The following is a 15,751-nucleotide window of genomic DNA, read 5'->3' on the forward strand; positions in this document are numbered from 1 at the left end:
GGAAATTAAGATACCCGAAAAGCGGAAACGCCGTTAACGCAGGGATGAGTCAGATGAGTGAAGAACGATCAGGCATCGTGGTAGGCGTCACCGACGGCGGGGTGCAACGAATCACCATCGACCGCGCCGATGTCGGAAACTCGCTGTCGCCCTTGGCGCGTGACGCGCTCACGGAGGCATTCACGCGAGCGAACGACGATCCCGCGATCCGCGCCGTGCTGTTGGGCGCCACGGGTGACCGGCACTTCTGCACCGGCGCGGGCTTGGCGCCGCAGACGGGGGACGCAGTTGCACAATCGAAACCCGTCGCCGAGAAACGGCCCGGCGACATCGCTCGCATGCTCCAGCAGGGCTGGCAGCGGTTGGTGGCGTCGGTATTGGATTGCGACAAACCCGTGGTCGCCGCGGTCAAGGGCACCGCCGCGGGCGCCGGGGCCAGCCTGGTCCTGGCGTGCGACCTCGTCGTCATGTCAACGGAGGCAAAGCTTGTCGAGGCGTTCGTGCACCGCGGGATCCTGCCGGATTCGGGCGCCATTCACTTGCTGACCAGAATTGTGGGGCTGCGCAAGGCGACCGAACTGCTGATGCTCGGCGAGCCTGTCGACGCTGTCACCTGCGAAAGGCTCGGACTTGTCAACCGGGTGACCGCAGCCGACGAAACCGACGCCACGGCGGAAGAAATCGCTGGACGCCTCGCTGCTGGGCCGACCGTGATGCTGGCGCTCACCAAGCGGTTGTTGTCCGTTTCATCGGAGTCCGGGCGCGATCGCGCCTTCGAACAGGAAGCCTGGGCGCAGGAGGTGGTGTCGCGGACCGCTGACCTGCAAGAGGGCCTGCGGTCGTTCGCCGAGCGGCGCCCCCCACGGTTCCAGGGAATCTGAATGCTCAACCCTGCTCAACCCTGCTCAACCCGTTGGGGGCCACCGCGAATGGTAAACGCGGAGCTGTCGTCGATCTCGTCGATCGACGACGCCACCGACTCCGCAGTCAGCGACGTGTCCTCGATTCCCTTGGTGACACCGATGAACACCCGTGACACCTTGCCTGCGCCTACCGAGTAGATGTGCGCAGTGCGGTCGCAGCTGCGGTGTGCCAGGTAGATGACCACGGGCGTAACGAGTTCGGGGTCCATCTTCTTACCGGCCTCACCCATGATGTCCTCGGTCATTCGCGTGCGCGCGATGGGCGCAATGGCGTTGACGGCGATGCCGTTGCGGGCGCCCTCGATCGCAAGAACGTGCATCATGCCGACGAGACCCATTTTCGCCGCGCCATAGTTGGCCTGACCGAAGTTGCCGAAAAGGCCGGTGCCCGAGGTCGTCTGAACGATCCGGCCGTAATTCTGCTCCCGCATGACCGGCCACACCGCCCGCGTCACATTGAAGGCGCCGGACAGGTGCACGGCGATGACCGCATCCACCTGCTCGGCGGTCATGTTCTTGAACGCGGCGTCGCGCAGGATCCCGGCATTGTTGACCAGTACGTCGATCCGCCCGAAGGCATCGATCGCCGCCGCCGCGATCGCAGCACCGCCCTCCTCGGTGGCAACCGAGTCGCCGTTTGCGATCGCGGTGCCCCCCGCGGCTGTGATCTCGTCGACCACCGCTTGAGCCGCCGACGTCGACGCGCCGCTGCCGTCCACCGAACTGCCCAGGTCGTTCACCACGACACGCGCACCACGCCGGGCGAGCTCCAGGGCGTGGCAGCGGCCGAGTCCGCCGCCGGCTCCGGTAACGATGGCCACCTGGTTGTCGAAAGTCATTGACTGCATGGGTGAGAGGTTACATTTACCTAATCGAGAGCGAACATTTGCATCGGAGGACAAAGCCATGACCGGCCCGGCTGAGTTGTTACGACATGCGCGCCGGCGAGCCGAACGGGTGCGACCCGGGTACCGCGCGGCCGGATTCTGGTCGGCGGAACCGCTCGATGTGGTGAGATCCGCCGCGGCCCGACACGCCACCCGGCTGGCCGTGGCGGATCGCGACGCCGAACTGACCTACGCCGAACTGGACAGGCGGGTGGATGCGGCCGCTTTCGCGATGGCCGATTCCGGCGTGGTTGCGGGCAGCGCGATCGTGCTGGTGGTCGGCAACGACGTGGACTCGGTGGTGGCCGTTCACGCGGCGCTGCGAGTCGATGCGGTGGTGCTGCTCGTGCCGCGCAGCGCCGGGCCCAGGCAACTCGCCGACATCCTCATCCGCACCGGGGCGCGGTTCGGCGCGGCGCCGAACTGGACGGCGATCGACCAGCCGGAACTGTCCGTGGGTTGTCATTGGATCGAACTGGGTGACCGCGACCGAATTGACGCCGACCCGCCGCACCCCGCGCGGTCAGCGGACGAACCGTCCTTCGTGCTCTACACCTCAGGCACTACGTCTCGACCCAAGGGCGTGATCCATTCGCTGAGCACGTTGGCCAAGGCGTCGGCGAACTACATCACCGCAGCGGGCCTCGGGTCGGACGACCGGATCTTTCTGATCAGTCCGCTGGCGTCGGTCACCGGGGTGCTGCAAGCGCTGTTCATCGCTCCGATGCTCGCGATACCGGTGATTCTCGAGGATCGTTGGGATCGGTCGGCGACTTCCGCCTTGCTGACCAGCTCAGGCGCGACGTGGTACGGGGGCCCCGACCGGCTGCTGGCCCAAATGCTCGACGAGGCCGCAGCGCGCGGCGCTGACGTCGCGTTACGCGCGGTGTATCTGGGCGGCACGATGCTTGACCGGCGGATCGTCGAACGTGTCGAAGACGAATTCGGCATCGTCGTCATGCGCGCCTACGGATCCTCGGAGATCCCGGTCAGCACGTCGGGCCTGCGGACCGAATCCCGAGATGTGCGTCACGCGGACGACGGAGTGGCGCTCGGCGACGTCGATGTGCGGGTCGGATCCGTGGCCGAACCCACCGAGTGCTGCGTCAAGGGCCCGCACACTTTTCTCGGGTATACCGACGCCGCGGACGACGAGCACGGATTCGAGGGTGAATGGTTCCGCACCGGCGACGTGGCGGAGGTCATCGACGGGCGGGTGCGGATCATCGGTCGCCTCAAGGACATCGTGATTCGCAACGGGTTGAAGATTCCGGCCGCCGAAGTGGAGGAGGCCGTTTCGCGGATGGACGGAGTCCGCGAGTGTGCCGCCTACTCCGTCGCCGACGACACCACCGGTGAGCGACTGGCGATGGCGGTCGTGCTCGAAGCGGACGTCGAGATCTCGCTGGCCGAGGTCGCCCGGGCGCTCGTCGCGCAGGGTCTGCCGAAATACAAACTGCCCGAGGAGCTGGTGCTCTGGGACGAGCCGCTTCCCGTCAACGCGAACGGCAAGGTCGACCGCACCAAGCTCGACGCGCGATCGGCGGGGCGCCGGCGGCTCCTGGCCGACCGAGTTGCCACTACCCGGTAGCCGGATGGAAAACCGGGACTAGGAATCCGTCCTCGTCGTCGCGGAAGGCAAGGACCAATTCCATGTCCGCGCGCAGATCACTGACGCGGCAACGCTCCACGACCGTCATCAGCCGCGGTCCCTCCTCGAGATCCACCATTGCCAGCACGTAGGGCGTCCGCGCGTCAAAGGGTGCGCCATTCTGGTGAATGACGCTCCACGTGTAAAGACGCGCGCGTCCGGTGGCCGGCACCAACTCCACGTCCTCACTCCAGCAGAGTGGACAGAACGGCCGCGCGTACAACGACGTCCGAGCGCAGGAGCGGCAGGCGTTGACCATCAGCCTGCGGTCCTGCGTTGCCGACCACCATGCTTGGCCGTCGGCGTCGATCGTGGGCCGGTCTGGAGCCGTCACTACAGCCTCCCGAGAATCATCGTGGCGCTGTGGGTGAAGAAGCCGCCCATCGCGTGGACACACGCCAGGCGGGCCTCGCCGACCTGCCGCGGCCCGCATTCCCCCCGCAACTGCCGCACCGCCTCGACCATGAGGAACATTCCCCGCATACCGGGGTGACACGAGGCCAGGCCGCCGCCGTCCGTGTTGGTCGGGAGCGCCCCACCCGGGCGAAGCGCACCGGACCCGATGAAGGGCCCGCCTTCGCCCTTGGCGCAGAAGCCAAGGTCCTCCACGGTCAGCAACACGGTGGACGTGAAGGAGTCGTACAGCTGGCACACGTCGATGTCAGCCGGGCTGATGCCCGCCCGCGCGAAGGCTCGCGGGCCCGAGCGCGCGGCGGCCGACGTCGTGAAATCGGCCCATTCGCTCATGCTGACGTGTGAGGTCGCGTCGGCGGCCCCGAGAATCCAAATCGGGTCCTTCGCACAATCCTTGGCCACGCGCTCGCTGGCGAGCACGACAGCGCCGCCGCCGTCGGTGCGCAGGCACACATGCTTGGTGGTGAACGGGTCGGCCAGCATCGGTGCGGCAGCAACGTCGGCCACGGTGATGCGGTCGCGCTCAAATGCGTTCTCGTTCATGGCCGCCCATTCATGGGCGGCGACGGCGACCTCAGCCAGTTGGTCGACGGTGGTGCCGAATTCGATCATGTGACGCCTGGCCACCATGGCGTATTTGGCGATCAATGTCGCGCCATAGGGCGCCTCGTACTGCAGTGCGCCACCGGTGCCCATCGCCGCAGCGGACTGGCGCACCCGGCGCTTGACGTCGGAGCGGGCGGTGGAGCCGTACGTCAACAGTGCGACCTCGATTTCCCCAGCCGCGATCGCGGCGGCGGCGTGAGCGGCCATCACTTCCCACGACGATCCGCCGACGTTGGTCGCATCGACCCAGTCGGGCCGCAGGCCCAGGTATTCGCTGACCTCCACCGGCGGAAGCAACGTCCCGTGCCCCCCGAAACCATCGATGTCCTCCTTCGTCAGGCCGGCATCGGCGACCGCCCGCCGCGACGACTGGGCCATCAGCGCCATCGCGGTCTTATCGGGAACTCGGCCGCAGTCGGACAGGGCAGCACCCACGATGGCGACGCGGTTCGACGGCATAGCTCATGGTTATCACATCGCCCCCGGGACTGATAATGGCCGTTCACGTAATCATGGAAACCATATTCTCGGTCCGCTACGGTGAGCCTATGACTCCGACGCTGCGGATCTCGTTGCGAGGAGAAGGGCTGGTGCTGTGCCTGGCGCTGCTCAACTCACGTACCCCGGACGTTCCCGCGGTCGCGGCAGCGTGCGGGTACGACGCCGTTTACGTGGATCTCGAGCACACGCCGACGTCTCTAGAGACGGCGCAGATGCTCTGTGTGAGCGCACTCGGGGCGGGAATTTCCGGTCTTGTGCGGGTCCCCTCCCACGATCCCAGCGTCATAGCGCGGGTATTGGATGCAGGGGCGGTAGGAGTCATTGTGCCGCACATCAATTCGCGAGAAGAGGCGGAAGCTGTCGTCACGGCCGCGCGTTTTCCGCCGATCGGCCATCGGTCCATTTCGGGTCCCAACGCAGTCAGTGGATACCAAGCGCGAACAGCGCCGCAATTGGTGGAGCTGCTCGAACAACGCACGGTTGTGGCTGTGATGATCGAAACCCCGGAGGCCGTCGAAGCCGCCGAGTCCATCGCCTCGCTCGACGGCATCGACATGATCCTTGTGGGACCAAGCGACCTGACCGCCGAAATGGGCATCCACGGCCAGTATGAGAATTATCATTTCCAAAGTGCAGTAGAATCTGTGGCGGCGGCTTGTCGTAGTCACGGCGTGGCGCTCGGTATGGCCGGAATAAAGTCCCTTGAGCTGCTGAATCGGTTCGTCGGACTGGGATTGCGATTCATCTCGGCGGGAACTGATGTCGGGATGATGACCGAGGCGGCCACAAGCCGTGCGCAAGCACTCCGCGGGCTGGTGAGTCACCCTGTGAAGCGATTTGACGAATGACACCGACAGCAGAAAAGCGAAGCCGAGACATCAGGAGGACCGGATGCCGACAGCCATCTACACCGAACCCGTCACCGATTCGATGGCGTGGACAGGCGCCGACTTCACGAGCAAGGAAGACTTCGCGTTCGACCTGTCGGCCCGCAATGTGGCTGCGCTGGAATCGATCCTGGCCAAGACCGCCAACAAGGACCGTGACGACATCACGCCCGAGGATGCCCGGCACCCCGATCTCGACGACGATCTGGCGCGGCTTTACCGGGAGCTGATGTTCGGCAGGGGCCTGGCATGCGTACGCGGCTTCCCCGTCGAACAGCACTCGATCGAGGACCTCGAACGTATCTACTGGGCGTTCTGCACCCACCTCGGATATCTTGTGTCGAACAACTCCTTCGGGCACCGGATGGTGCGCGTCCAGGAGGAGATCCTGCCCGGCGGCGTGCAACCCGCGCGCGGAACGAAATCCCGCGCAGAACTGGCAATGCACAACGACGCCGCCGACATCCTGTCGCTGTTGTGTGTGTATCCGGCCGCTGAGGGTGGGGAAAGCCAGTTCTCCAGCGGGCCCGCTGCGCACAATCGGGTTCTCGCCGAACGTCCGGATCTGCTCGAGGTGCTCTACCGAGGCTTCCCGCATCATCGGCGCAGTGAACAGCCCGACGACCAGCCGGACGTCACACCCTACGATGTCCCCGTCTTCTCCCAGATCGACGGACGGATCTGCATCAACTTCACCTACAGCAGCATCCTGCCCGCCATGCACGCGCTCGGCCGGGAATTCACACCCGAGGAGACCGAAGCGGTGGATCTGCTGCGCAACATCCTGGTCGAGCAGCAGGTCGAGTTCCGGCTGGAATCCGGTGAGGCCGCGGTAGCCAATAACTTCGCGATGTGCCATTCGCGATCGGATTTCGTCAGCAGCAATGACCCGAAGAAGGCGCGCTGCTTCCTGCGGGCGTGGATGGAGGTGCCGCGGGAAGATCGGCGGTTGCCGATCGGCAGGGAGTACTTCCACATGGAGAACAAGGATCTGCGGCTGGGGTACGACGTCGTCGAGGGCCGAGACGGAACCATCGCCCGGAACGACTATAAGAATGTCAACGCGGAACTGGCCGAGATGTTCAAGGCGGCTCAGGCGAAACCCAGAGTCAAGAACACGTGAGCGTTCGTCCGCGTCTGGTCTATGAGCGGTGGACAGATTCGGTCGCCGGAGACATCCTCGAGGCCGGTGATATCGATCTGGTCAAGCTCGATCTGAACGCGGTCGACGAGAAAAGTTGGGCCGCACTGGAATCCGCGCACGGATACCAGGTCGCCACCCGGACCGACGTGGCTGGATACGCCGATGGTGCACAGTGGCTCGCAGGGCCGGTGTTGGTAAGGCGTTGTGAGAAGCTGCTCGCCGTGTGCTCGGCCGGCGCCGGGTATGACGTCATCGACGTCGATGCGTGCACGCGGGCCGGAATCGCGGTGTGCAACAACTCCGGCCCCGGCGCGGAGGCGGTCGCCGAGCATGCTCTGGGTTTCATGCTCGACCTGGCCAAGAAGATCACGGCCGCCGACCGGATGCTGCGGGGTGGTCCGCTCCGCGACCGGTTGGTCCTACGGGGGAGCCAACTGCTGGGGAAGACGCTCGGCGTCATTGGGCTCGGGGCCATCGGGGGCCGCCTCGTTGAGTTGTGCGCGCCGTTCGGCATGAAGGTCCTGGTCTTCGACCCCTACGTCGACGAAGCCAGCGCGCAAGCGCGCGGGGTCCAAATCGTCCCACTTGCCGAACTTCTCGAGCACTCCGACTTCGTGCAGGTGACCTGCCCGTTGACCAGTGAGACTAAGGGGCTCATCGGCAAGCCCCAGTTCGCGGCGATGAAGCCGACGGCATTCTTCATCACGACAGCGCGCGGACCCGTGCACGACGAGGCGGCGCTGCTCGATGCGCTCGTCAGTGGGGGCATCGCGGGCGCGGGCCTCGATGTGTTTCACGAAGAGCCGCCGCGCACGGACAATCCCCTCTTGCATCTCGAGAACGTCGTCGCCACACCGCACACCGCGGGCATCACCGTCGAGGCCGCCCGCGACATCGCCGTCGCCACGGCCACCCAATGGCAAACCATCTTCAGTGGCGGAATGCCGCCGCGCCTGCTCAATCCCGACGTCTGGCCGCACTACTGCGACAGGTTCCACGACACTTTCGGCTTTCGCCCCAGCGCCACAACGGTTTTGGAGAGTGAGGGCCACACGAGGTGACACGGTATGAAACGATCGAGGTCGAGGTTCGGGGTCGCACCGCATGCGTGACCCTCAACCGTCCCGACGTGCTCAACGCGATCAATGACGAGATGATCGCCGAATTGGGCATGGCCTACGAAGAAATCGAGGGATCGCAAGACATCTGGACGGTGATCGTCACCGGTGCCGGCCGGGCATTGTGCGTCGGAGCGGACGTCAACAAGGCTGCCGACCACGACATGGAGAACGCGGCGGGAATCGACAACCAGGGCGCACCGATCCTGAGCTCCATGCGCCAGTGGGATGCACCGCAGGAGGCGACGCCGCCGTGGCTACAGATGACCAAGCCGATCATCTGCGCGGTCAACGGCATCGCTTGCGGTGCGGGGATGGACCTGGTGACAACGGCCGACATCACCATCGCGTCGGAGCGCGCGACGTTGATGGACCCTCATGTCAGCATCGGCGTGACCTCTGGGCGCGAAGGGGTCAGGCTCGCTCGGATCCTGCCGCTGCCCGTGGCGATGCGTCTGATCTTGATGGGCAAGCACGAACAACTCGACGCGCAGCGCGCCTACGACCTGGGTGTCTTCACCGAGGTCGTCGCGCACGACTCATTGATGCCCCGGGCGTGGGAAATCGCGGACATCGTGAATTCCAATGCGCCCCTGGCGGTCCGGGGATCCCGGATGGCCGTGCGCAAGGGTCTGACGCTGCCGATATACGAGGCGGAACTGCTCGCCGAGAACTACCGCATGAAGGTCGCCCTGACCAAGGATGCCATTGAGGGACCCCGTGCCTTCTTGGAGAAGCGCAAGCCGGAGTGGAAGGCACGGTAGCGCTACGTGAGGCCGAAGAACCTTTTCGCGTTGGTGGACAAGACCTTACGCTTGGTCTCCTCGTCCAAGCCTTCCGTCGCCTTATTGGCCACTTCGAGGCTTCGGGGCCAGTTGGTGTCGTTGTGCGGGTAATCCGTCTCGAACATGAGCTGGTCGGGCCCGACGAGATCGAGGATGCGGAAGGCGACCGGGTCGCCGAAGGTGGAGAAGTAAACGCGCCCAGGCACCTGGCTGCTTGGCGGTTCCGTCAGCAGCGGATGGATACCGCCCCATGCCCGACGGTCCTCCCACACCTCGTCGACTCGTTGCAGGTAGTAGGGGATCCAGCCGGCCTGTGCCTCGGCGAACGCGAGCTTGAGGTTGGGAAACTGAACGAGCTTGCCGGAGAACAGCCAATCGACCAGGGCGATGGTGCAATTGACCGCCATCAGTGCGCTGGTGACAACGTGCGGCGAATCCGGAGAGGACTTTGTCAGCGAAGAGCTCGAGCCGATGTGCAGCATGATGCCGACCTGGTTTCGCTCGCAGGCAGCGAAGAACGGGTCCCAGTAGCCGCTATGGATCGACGGCAGGTCGAGACGAGAGGGCAGCTCGGAGAAGCACACGGCGCGCATGCCCTTGGCGGCGACTCTTTCGACCTCTTTCGCGGCGAGTTCGACGTCCCAGAGCGGGATGATGCCCAGCGGAATCAGCCGGCCGTTCGAGCTGCCTCCCCACTCGTCGATCTGGAAGTCGTTGTAGGCCTCGACACAGAGCCTGGCGAGCTCCTTGTCCTTGCCGTACAGGAATCGTTGACCGCAGAAGCGGACAAGGGTGTTGGGGAAACATGCCGAGGCCTCGATGCCGGCGATGTCCATGTCGGCGAGCCGGTCCGCCGGACGGTAACAGCCCGGGCGCATTTCGTCGTACGTGATCGGATCGGTGGTGAGCTCGTCGAGGTCGTAGCCGGCAGCCGCGCTGATGAGCGGGATCGGGATGACTGCATCCTCGTAGCGCCAAATGTCCGCATCGCGGCCCCCGTCGTCCTCGACGAAGGCGACATCGGAAGTCACGCTCGGATCCATGCGCCCACGGGTGCGAACGATTCGCGGCCCGATGTCCCGGTAGCGCTCGGGCAGGCGGCTGGTCCACAGATCGGCCGGCTCCACCAAGTGGTCATCCGGCGAGACGATTAGGATGTCTGCACTCAACGCTGCGCTCCTTCGACCATGGCCTGCGGCTTCCGTTTGCGGCACACTGATTCGGAAAAGAGAATCACCGTTTCCACGGTACCGCATCATTCTGCTCCGAGATACCCGGGCATCCCCGGTAACCTGTGCACCGCCCGCGACGATCTGAAATACAAATGCGCCCTTGGGATGCCGAGTGCCGACCCGGATCCCCTCGAGGCGCCCCAAGTCGTCACGGAAGCTGCTCTGCCGAACGCTGGGACTGCCGGCTGGCGCGGCAAGAGGACTGAAAATTTGCACTTGCGCAGAGTGACAATCAACATACACGCGTACGTAGACTGTCCACATGATTGATGTTGCTCGCGTATGCTTTAAGCACTATGTCTGCAAAGAGGCCCGCCGGCACCGAATCCAAAGCCGGCCTGGAATTGGTTGAATCCGAGGCCGAGCTGCCCGGCACATGGCAGCAGCGCACGATCGAGCGGCGCCTGAGCAGTGCGAGAGCGCGCGCTCTCGCCCGCAGTTCGCGGTTCCTGGCCACCGCGCTGGAATTGGTGGAAGAGTCGGGCAAGGCCGACTTCACCATCCAGACGCTCATCGATAGGTCGAATCTGAGCCTGCGGGCGTTCTACCAACACTTCGCCGGCAAAGAAGAACTGTTGTTGGCGCTTTACGAGAACGTCACGAGTCAGTTCACCGAGAACATCCGGCAGGAAGTCGCTGCGGCCGACGGCCCTATGGAGCAACTCGAGGCCTTCTGCCGCGGTGTGCTGTCCCGCGCGGAGTCGTCCGAAGCGGTCGGCGGCCGAGTCATGACGATCTACAATCTGAGCCTGGAGATCGAGCGGCCGGACGCGTTCGCCAAGGTGTGGGAGCCTCATCTGAAGCTGCTGACAAAGATCATCACGTCGTGCGCCCGGGCGGGACTGGTCCGCACGGACATGACCCCAGCCCAGCTGACCACGTTGCTGAACACCACGCTCACCGCACTGGCGCAGATTGGGGTTTTCCACCTGGGCGGCAAGAGTTCCAGGCTGACTGAAGATCAATTGTGGGCGTGGTGCAAGCAGGCGGTCACACCGCCTGCTGCCGAAATCAAGGCCAGGCCGGCCCGCAAGGCGGCGCCGAGGGCGACGTCGAGCCGCCGGGCAAAGAAGCTAACGGGGTAGGCCGAGCCCACGCTGCGCGATGATGGTGCGGTGGACTTCGCTGGTGCCCGCATAGATCGTGGTGCCCAACGAGAAGCGGAGTGAGTGTTCGAACCGCCCACGTTCGGGTGCCGTCGGCTCGAGATAGCTGCGTAAGGCGTCCGCGCCGACGAGTTCGACCACATCCTGGCTGGCGCGTTCGAGCGCCTCGGTGCTGAACAGCTTGGACATCGATCCCTCGGCCACCGGTATGTCGCCCTGTTCGAGCATCCACACACACCGCCGCTGCAACAGCATCGACACCTCGGTTTCGATTGCGATTCGAGCGAGCCGGCGCCGGACGTCGGCATTCACGATGGAGCGTGAGTCATCGTGGGACACGGTCTCGGCGGCCCAGTGTTCGGCATGGTCCAACAGCCTGATCAGGTGTGGCCCCCAACCGGATGCGTGCTCATCGCGCAGGGACAGCCCAAGCACCGCCCAGCCCCCGTCGACTTCGCCGATTCGCCACTCATCGCCGACGCGGACGTCGCCGTAGAAGGTGATGTTGGTGCGCTCGCCGGAAAGCGTCCACACGGCTTGTGCCTCATAGCCTTCGGAGTCACACGGGACCAGGAACATCGTCAGGCCCTTATGTTTTGGCTTTTCGGGGCTCGTGCGTGCAAGCAGGAACACGAAGTCCGCAATGTGACCGTTCGTGGTGAACATCTTGGAGCCGTTGATCACCCAGTCTGCGTCTTCTCCCGGGCCATCGCGAACGGCCTTGGTGGCAGCCGCCGCGACGTCCGACCCGCATTCCGGCTCGGTGAAGCCTAGAGCGATGGTGATGTCGCCGCTGATCGCGCCGGCCAGGATGCGTTCCTTCAACGCCGGGGTGCCGATCTCTCGGATGATCGAAGCCACCATCCTTGTCGTTTCGGAGAGGTACACGGGCGCGTCAAACCGCATGAGCTCCTCTTTGACGACCTGCTCGTCCCATGCGCCGCGGCCCTGCCCGCCGAGCTCCGCCGGCCAGCCAGGCGCGAAGTAGCCCTTTTCGACCAGCCCCTTGGCGAACTCGTCGTCGTGCGCGACGCCGCTGCGGTAGATGCGTTCCTCGAATTCGGGAGTCAGCACGTCCTGAAGGTGGGCTCGCACCGCGTCGCGGTAGGTGGCAGTGTCCGCATCGAGCTGAAAATGCATCTGTGCAAGCCAATCTGTCGTCAGGCGCGCGAGTGGTTGAGCGATCGATAATGCTACTCTCAAATCTGAGAGTATCCATATCCGCATTGGGATCGAGGATCGTGGACCTGAGTTTGACGAGCGAACAGAGACAGTTGGTGGAATCGTTCGCCGCACTGTTTGCGCGTGAGTCGAACTCCGAGCGTGTCCGGGCTGCTGAGCCGTCGGGTTTTGACCCCAAGCTGTGGAAGGCACTGCTGGAGACGGGCACGGTACAGATGGCGGCAGACGAGTCGGCCGGCGGATGGGGTGCATCGGAACTCGAACTCGCCCTGATCGCCGAGCAGTTCGGCCGCGCGATCGGCTCCGCTCCGGTCATCGAAGCGCTCGTCGCCGCGCGAGTACTGGCCAAGTCCGGACAGGCTGGCGCAAGGCTGCTGGGCACTCTTCTCGCGGGCGATCAGCTCGTCACGTTCGCGCCCCGCGCCGCGCGCGGTGGGAAGCTGGGACTGGTGCCTGCCGGTGCCGTCGCCGACCACGTCATCGCCCTCGCTGAGGGACTGCTGCTGGCGGTGCCGATTGGCAACAATCGCAGTGCGGTGAAAAATCTTGCATCAATGCCGTTGGCGGACATCACGATTGGTGATGAGTTCGTCGTGCTCGCCGACGGAGGGCGGGCGAGTGCGCTCTTCTCCGAAGCGCTCGACGTATGGCTTGCGCTGAGCGCTGTGGCATTGGCGGGTGCGGCCAAGAAGGCCATCGAGATCGGCGTCGAGTATGCCAAACAACGACGTGCCTTCGGAACCGCCATCGGCGCTTTCCAGGCAGTGTCCCACCCACTGGCCGACAGTGCCACGGCTGCGGACGGGGCGCGCCTGCTCGGGCTGAAAGCAGCCTGCGCATTCAGCGACGAGCCCGGTCGCGTCCGCGAACTGGCCGCCATGTCCTTCGCGTTCGCCTACGAGACGGCGCGCGACGCAACGCGGCGCAGCCTGCATATCCACGGCGGATACGGATTTGGTATGGAAGGCGACATCCAGTTGTACTACCGCCGGATCCGGGGCTGGGCAATGGTATTCGGCGATCCCGCGGCGGCATTGGACCGCGTAGCCGACGCACGCTACGGGGCCGCCAGCTGAACCGGAGCCTGTGTCGAGCCACAGTCACGCCGACCCTGACGACTGTGACCCCGCTTTCTGACGCGGACCATCGAGGCAGGCCGTCAGAGGAAGCGATCGGTCACGCGTCGGACCGGACCTTGTCCTTGACCGCCAGGACAACCGGGGGAGCGGTCCGCCAATTCGGCACGCCCTGCTTCTCGCCCGCGGTGGGAACCTTGTCCTCTCGAATCTGCGCCCAGTGCGAGTGGTTGAGTTGATGCAACGCGAAACACGATTGCAGCGCGTTGTAAAAACCCATGTTGTCAACGGACTGGTTCACCGACTCCTTGATCAGCAGGGCCGCCATGGTCGGCACCTTTGCGATGCGCCGCGCCAGCTCAAGCGTGCGCTCGGCGAGTTCGCCACGCTTGAAGATCTTGCTGACCATGCCAAGTCGGTAGGCCTCCTCGATCGTGATCGCGTCGCCGGTGAGCATGAGCTCCTTGGTGCGCCGCGGCCCGAACTCCCAGGGATGGCCGAAATACTCCATCCCGCACATTCCCAGCCGCGTTCCCACCACGTCGGCGAAGCGCACCTCTTCGCTTCCGACGATGAGATCACACGCCCAAATCAACATCAGACCTGCCGAGAACACGTCACCGTGCACCTGGGCGATGGTGATCTTGCGCAGGTTGCGCCACCGCAGGTTGGTTTGGAAGAAGTAGTGCCACTCCTGCAGCATGGTCCTCTCGGCGCCGTCGCGGGTCCCGCCGTTGATCGTCACGGTCGGGTGTTGGCCCGGGCCCGAGCTGAACTCGGCGCGCGCCTGCTTGGAACCGATATCGTGACCCGACGAGAACATCGGGCCCTCGCCCGCGAGGATGACAACGCGGACGGTGTCATCGGCCTCGGCGCGGGCAAACGCGTGATCGAGTTCGACAAGCATGCCGCGATTCTGGGCGTTGCGCTGATCGGGACGGTTCAGCGAAATACGCGCGATCCTCCCGTCGTCGAGCGTTTCCCACTTCAAGAATTCGTAATCGCTCACCGTTGCCCTCCAGTCTCTCGTCTGCATCGTGGTAATGGTGTTATCTCAATATGAGAAGCTATATTCTCACGGTCGGTCGGCGAAGACCGGAAGGGGTGCAGATGGCAGACGGCCAACGCAAGCCGCGAGTGATTCTGTGGGGTCCGGGCCAGGTCGGCGTCGGCGCGTTGCGTGCCCTCATCGCGCACCCGGGCTTGGAACTTGCCGGCGTGGTGGTCCACAGCGAGGCCAAGGCCGGTAGGGACGCCGGCGACCTGTGTGGAATGCCCGCAACCGGCGTCATCGCCACCCGGGATATCGGTGCCGCGCTGTCGGTGGATGCCGACGTGGTGGCCTACTTCGCGACGGGTGACTATCGCTACCACGAAGCGGCGCAGGACATCGCGCGCTGCCTGCGCGCAGGTAAGCATGTGGTGTGTACCTCGCTGGTGCCGATGTGCTACCCGCCCGCGGCCGACAAGGAAACGGTGCAACTGCTCGCGGCGGCGTGCGCGGAGGGCGGCACCAGCTTCTTCAATAGTGGTGTCGACCCCGGTTGGGCGAACGACGTGATCGCGCTGACGATGACAGGGTTCAGCAGTCGTGTCGACAGCATCACCATGCTCGAGATACTCGACTACGGCCCGATCAATCAACCCGACATCATGTTCGACTTCATGGGCTTCGGACACCGGCCGGACCATCCGGCGCCGCTATTCGACCCCGAACGCCTTGCGGCGTTGTGGGCACCCATCGTCCACCTCGTTGCCGACGGGGTCGGACTTCCGCTCGACCGAGTCGACACTTCCATCGACAAATGGCTTGCCGTGCGGCGGTACGAGGTTGCGTCGGGCTGGATCGAGCCTGGCACGGTGGGGGGTATGCGGTTCAGGCTCGTCGGCATCGTGGGCGGCGAGGAACGCGTGGTGCTGGAACACGTCACCCGCATGGGAGAAGGTTCCGCGCCGGATTGGCCGCGGCATCCGTCACCATATGGTGGCTACCGGGTCATCGTCGAGGGGCTGCCCACCTACTCCGTCGACATAGAGATGCACGGTCGCGGGAACAACATGCGCGGCCTGACCTACGCGACCGTCATGCGCGAACTCAACGCGATTCCCGCGGTAATGGCTGCGCCACCTGGATTGTTGTCGACGTTGGACCTACCCCTGGTAACCGGCCCGGTGCGCGGTGGGGCATGGCGGGGCGTCCTACCCACGACGGCGGCGCCGTGAGCGGGCAGCTGGTCCC

At 64.8% G+C, this 15,751-nt stretch carries 15 protein-coding genes; 9 read left to right on the forward strand and 6 right to left on the reverse strand.

Translation table 11 applies throughout. From position 1 onward, the window contains the following. Positions 1–44 precede the first annotated feature (44 nt). Entirely contained in the window at positions 45–881 is an 837-nt protein-coding gene (locus tag A5744_RS10270) for an enoyl-CoA hydratase-related protein (protein ID WP_076060603.1), read from the forward strand. Between the two features lie 14 nt (positions 882–895). On the opposite strand, the gene A5744_RS10275 is transcribed toward A5744_RS10270, so the two are convergent. Then, positions 896–1,771: an SDR family NAD(P)-dependent oxidoreductase gene (locus A5744_RS10275; protein ID WP_076060605.1), complete on the reverse strand. Its 876-nt coding sequence runs from the start codon at positions 1,769–1,771 to the stop codon at positions 896–898. Positions 1,772–1,880: 109 nt separating this feature from the next. Between A5744_RS10275 and A5744_RS10280 the strand changes: the two genes are divergently transcribed. Next, complete coding sequence (locus A5744_RS10280) at positions 1,881–3,401, forward strand: class I adenylate-forming enzyme family protein (protein WP_083679259.1); 1,521 nt, start codon at positions 1,881–1,883, stop codon at positions 3,399–3,401. Here the strand turns inward: A5744_RS10280 and A5744_RS10285 are convergent. Together A5744_RS10285 and A5744_RS10290 are read right to left on the reverse strand one after the other, a co-directional pair. Further along, positions 3,391–3,795 (reverse strand): OB-fold domain-containing protein, encoded by a 405-nt coding sequence (locus A5744_RS10285; protein ID WP_076060609.1) that lies wholly within the window; start codon positions 3,793–3,795, stop codon positions 3,391–3,393. The two genes, A5744_RS10280 and A5744_RS10285, sit on opposite strands and share 11 nt — an antisense overlap. Further along, entirely contained in the window at positions 3,795–4,940 is a 1,146-nt protein-coding gene (locus A5744_RS10290; protein WP_076060611.1) for an acetyl-CoA acetyltransferase, read from the reverse strand. Before A5744_RS10290 ends, A5744_RS10285 begins: the two co-directional genes overlap by 1 nt. A gap of 35 nt (positions 4,941–4,975) precedes the next feature. Here A5744_RS10290 and A5744_RS10295 point away from each other — a divergent pair, with 35 nt between their 5' ends. Genes A5744_RS10295 through A5744_RS10310 form a run of 4 tightly spaced genes read left to right on the forward strand, consistent with a single transcriptional unit; the run spans position 4,976 to position 8,895 of the window. After that, entirely contained in the window at positions 4,976–5,830 is an 855-nt protein-coding gene (locus A5744_RS10295; RefSeq protein WP_170874460.1) for an aldolase/citrate lyase family protein, read from the forward strand. Positions 5,831–5,873: 43 nt separating this feature from the next. Further along, positions 5,874–6,992: a TauD/TfdA family dioxygenase gene (locus tag A5744_RS10300; protein ID WP_076060613.1), complete on the forward strand. Its 1,119-nt coding sequence runs from the start codon at positions 5,874–5,876 to the stop codon at positions 6,990–6,992. After that, positions 6,989–8,074: a hydroxyacid dehydrogenase gene (locus A5744_RS10305; RefSeq protein ID WP_076060614.1), complete on the forward strand. Its 1,086-nt coding sequence runs from the start codon at positions 6,989–6,991 to the stop codon at positions 8,072–8,074. Before A5744_RS10300 ends, A5744_RS10305 begins: the two co-directional genes overlap by 4 nt. Beyond that, entirely contained in the window at positions 8,071–8,895 is an 825-nt protein-coding gene (locus A5744_RS10310) for an enoyl-CoA hydratase/isomerase family protein (RefSeq protein ID WP_076060616.1), read from the forward strand. The genes A5744_RS10305 and A5744_RS10310 overlap by 4 nt, the downstream gene beginning before the upstream one ends. 2 nt (positions 8,896–8,897) lie before the next feature. On the opposite strand, the gene A5744_RS10315 is transcribed toward A5744_RS10310, so the two are convergent. Further along, positions 8,898–10,085 (reverse strand): amidohydrolase family protein, encoded by a 1,188-nt coding sequence (locus A5744_RS10315; RefSeq protein ID WP_076060617.1) that lies wholly within the window; start codon positions 10,083–10,085, stop codon positions 8,898–8,900. Positions 10,086–10,444: 359 nt separating this feature from the next. On the opposite strand from A5744_RS10315, the gene A5744_RS10320 reads away from it, so the two are divergent. Continuing rightward, positions 10,445–11,233 carry a TetR/AcrR family transcriptional regulator gene (locus A5744_RS10320; protein WP_076060619.1) on the forward strand — a complete coding sequence of 263 codons (789 nt, stop codon included), beginning with the start codon at positions 10,445–10,447 and terminating at the stop codon, positions 11,231–11,233. Here A5744_RS10320 and A5744_RS10325 read toward each other — a convergent pair. Then, a complete protein-coding gene (locus tag A5744_RS10325) occupies positions 11,222–12,394 on the reverse strand; it encodes an acyl-CoA dehydrogenase family protein (protein WP_076060620.1) in 1,173 nt (390 codons plus the stop codon). The genes A5744_RS10320 and A5744_RS10325 overlap by 12 nt on opposite strands. A 101-nt stretch (positions 12,395–12,495) precedes the next feature. Between A5744_RS10325 and A5744_RS10330 the strand changes: the two genes are divergently transcribed. Further along, positions 12,496–13,512 carry an acyl-CoA dehydrogenase gene (locus A5744_RS10330; RefSeq protein WP_076060622.1) on the forward strand — a complete coding sequence of 339 codons (1,017 nt, stop codon included), beginning with the start codon at positions 12,496–12,498 and terminating at the stop codon, positions 13,510–13,512. A 100-nt stretch (positions 13,513–13,612) separates the two neighbouring features. Here the strand turns inward: A5744_RS10330 and A5744_RS10335 are convergent, their stop codons facing one another. Continuing rightward, positions 13,613–14,521, reverse strand: a complete 909-nt coding sequence (locus A5744_RS10335) for an enoyl-CoA hydratase (protein WP_076060624.1) — start codon at positions 14,519–14,521, stop codon at positions 13,613–13,615. A gap of 128 nt (positions 14,522–14,649) precedes the next feature. On the opposite strand from A5744_RS10335, the gene A5744_RS10340 reads away from it, so the two are divergent. Further along, positions 14,650–15,735: a dihydrodipicolinate reductase gene (locus A5744_RS10340; protein WP_076060694.1), complete on the forward strand. Its 1,086-nt coding sequence runs from the start codon at positions 14,650–14,652 to the stop codon at positions 15,733–15,735. The last annotated feature ends 16 nt before the right edge of the window (positions 15,736–15,751 follow it).

The sequence above is a fragment of the Mycobacterium sp. IS-1264 genome (assembly GCF_001954195.1).
In the GTDB taxonomy this organism is placed as follows: domain Bacteria; phylum Actinomycetota; class Actinomycetes; order Mycobacteriales; family Mycobacteriaceae; genus Mycobacterium.

What these genes read in the sequence shown, in the direction of transcription:
- A5744_RS10295 (WP_170874460.1), top strand. Translation starts at nt 4,976, where the DNA reads ATGGCCGTTCACGTAATCATGGAAACCATATTCTCGGTCCGCTACGGT.
- A5744_RS10300 (WP_076060613.1), top strand. Translation starts at nt 5,874, where the DNA reads ATGCCGACAGCCATCTACACCGAACCCGTCACCGATTCGATGGCGTGG.
- A5744_RS10290 (WP_076060611.1), bottom strand. Translation starts at nt 4,940, where the DNA reads ATGCCGTCGAACCGCGTCGCCATCGTGGGTGCTGCCCTGTCCGACTGC.
- A5744_RS10320 (WP_076060619.1), top strand. Translation starts at nt 10,445, where the DNA reads ATGTCTGCAAAGAGGCCCGCCGGCACCGAATCCAAAGCCGGCCTGGAA.
- A5744_RS10325 (WP_076060620.1), bottom strand. Translation starts at nt 12,394, where the DNA reads ATGCATTTTCAGCTCGATGCGGACACTGCCACCTACCGCGACGCGGTG.
- A5744_RS10275 (WP_076060605.1), bottom strand. Translation starts at nt 1,771, where the DNA reads ATGCAGTCAATGACTTTCGACAACCAGGTGGCCATCGTTACCGGAGCC.
- A5744_RS10270 (WP_076060603.1), top strand. Translation starts at nt 45, where the DNA reads ATGAGTCAGATGAGTGAAGAACGATCAGGCATCGTGGTAGGCGTCACC.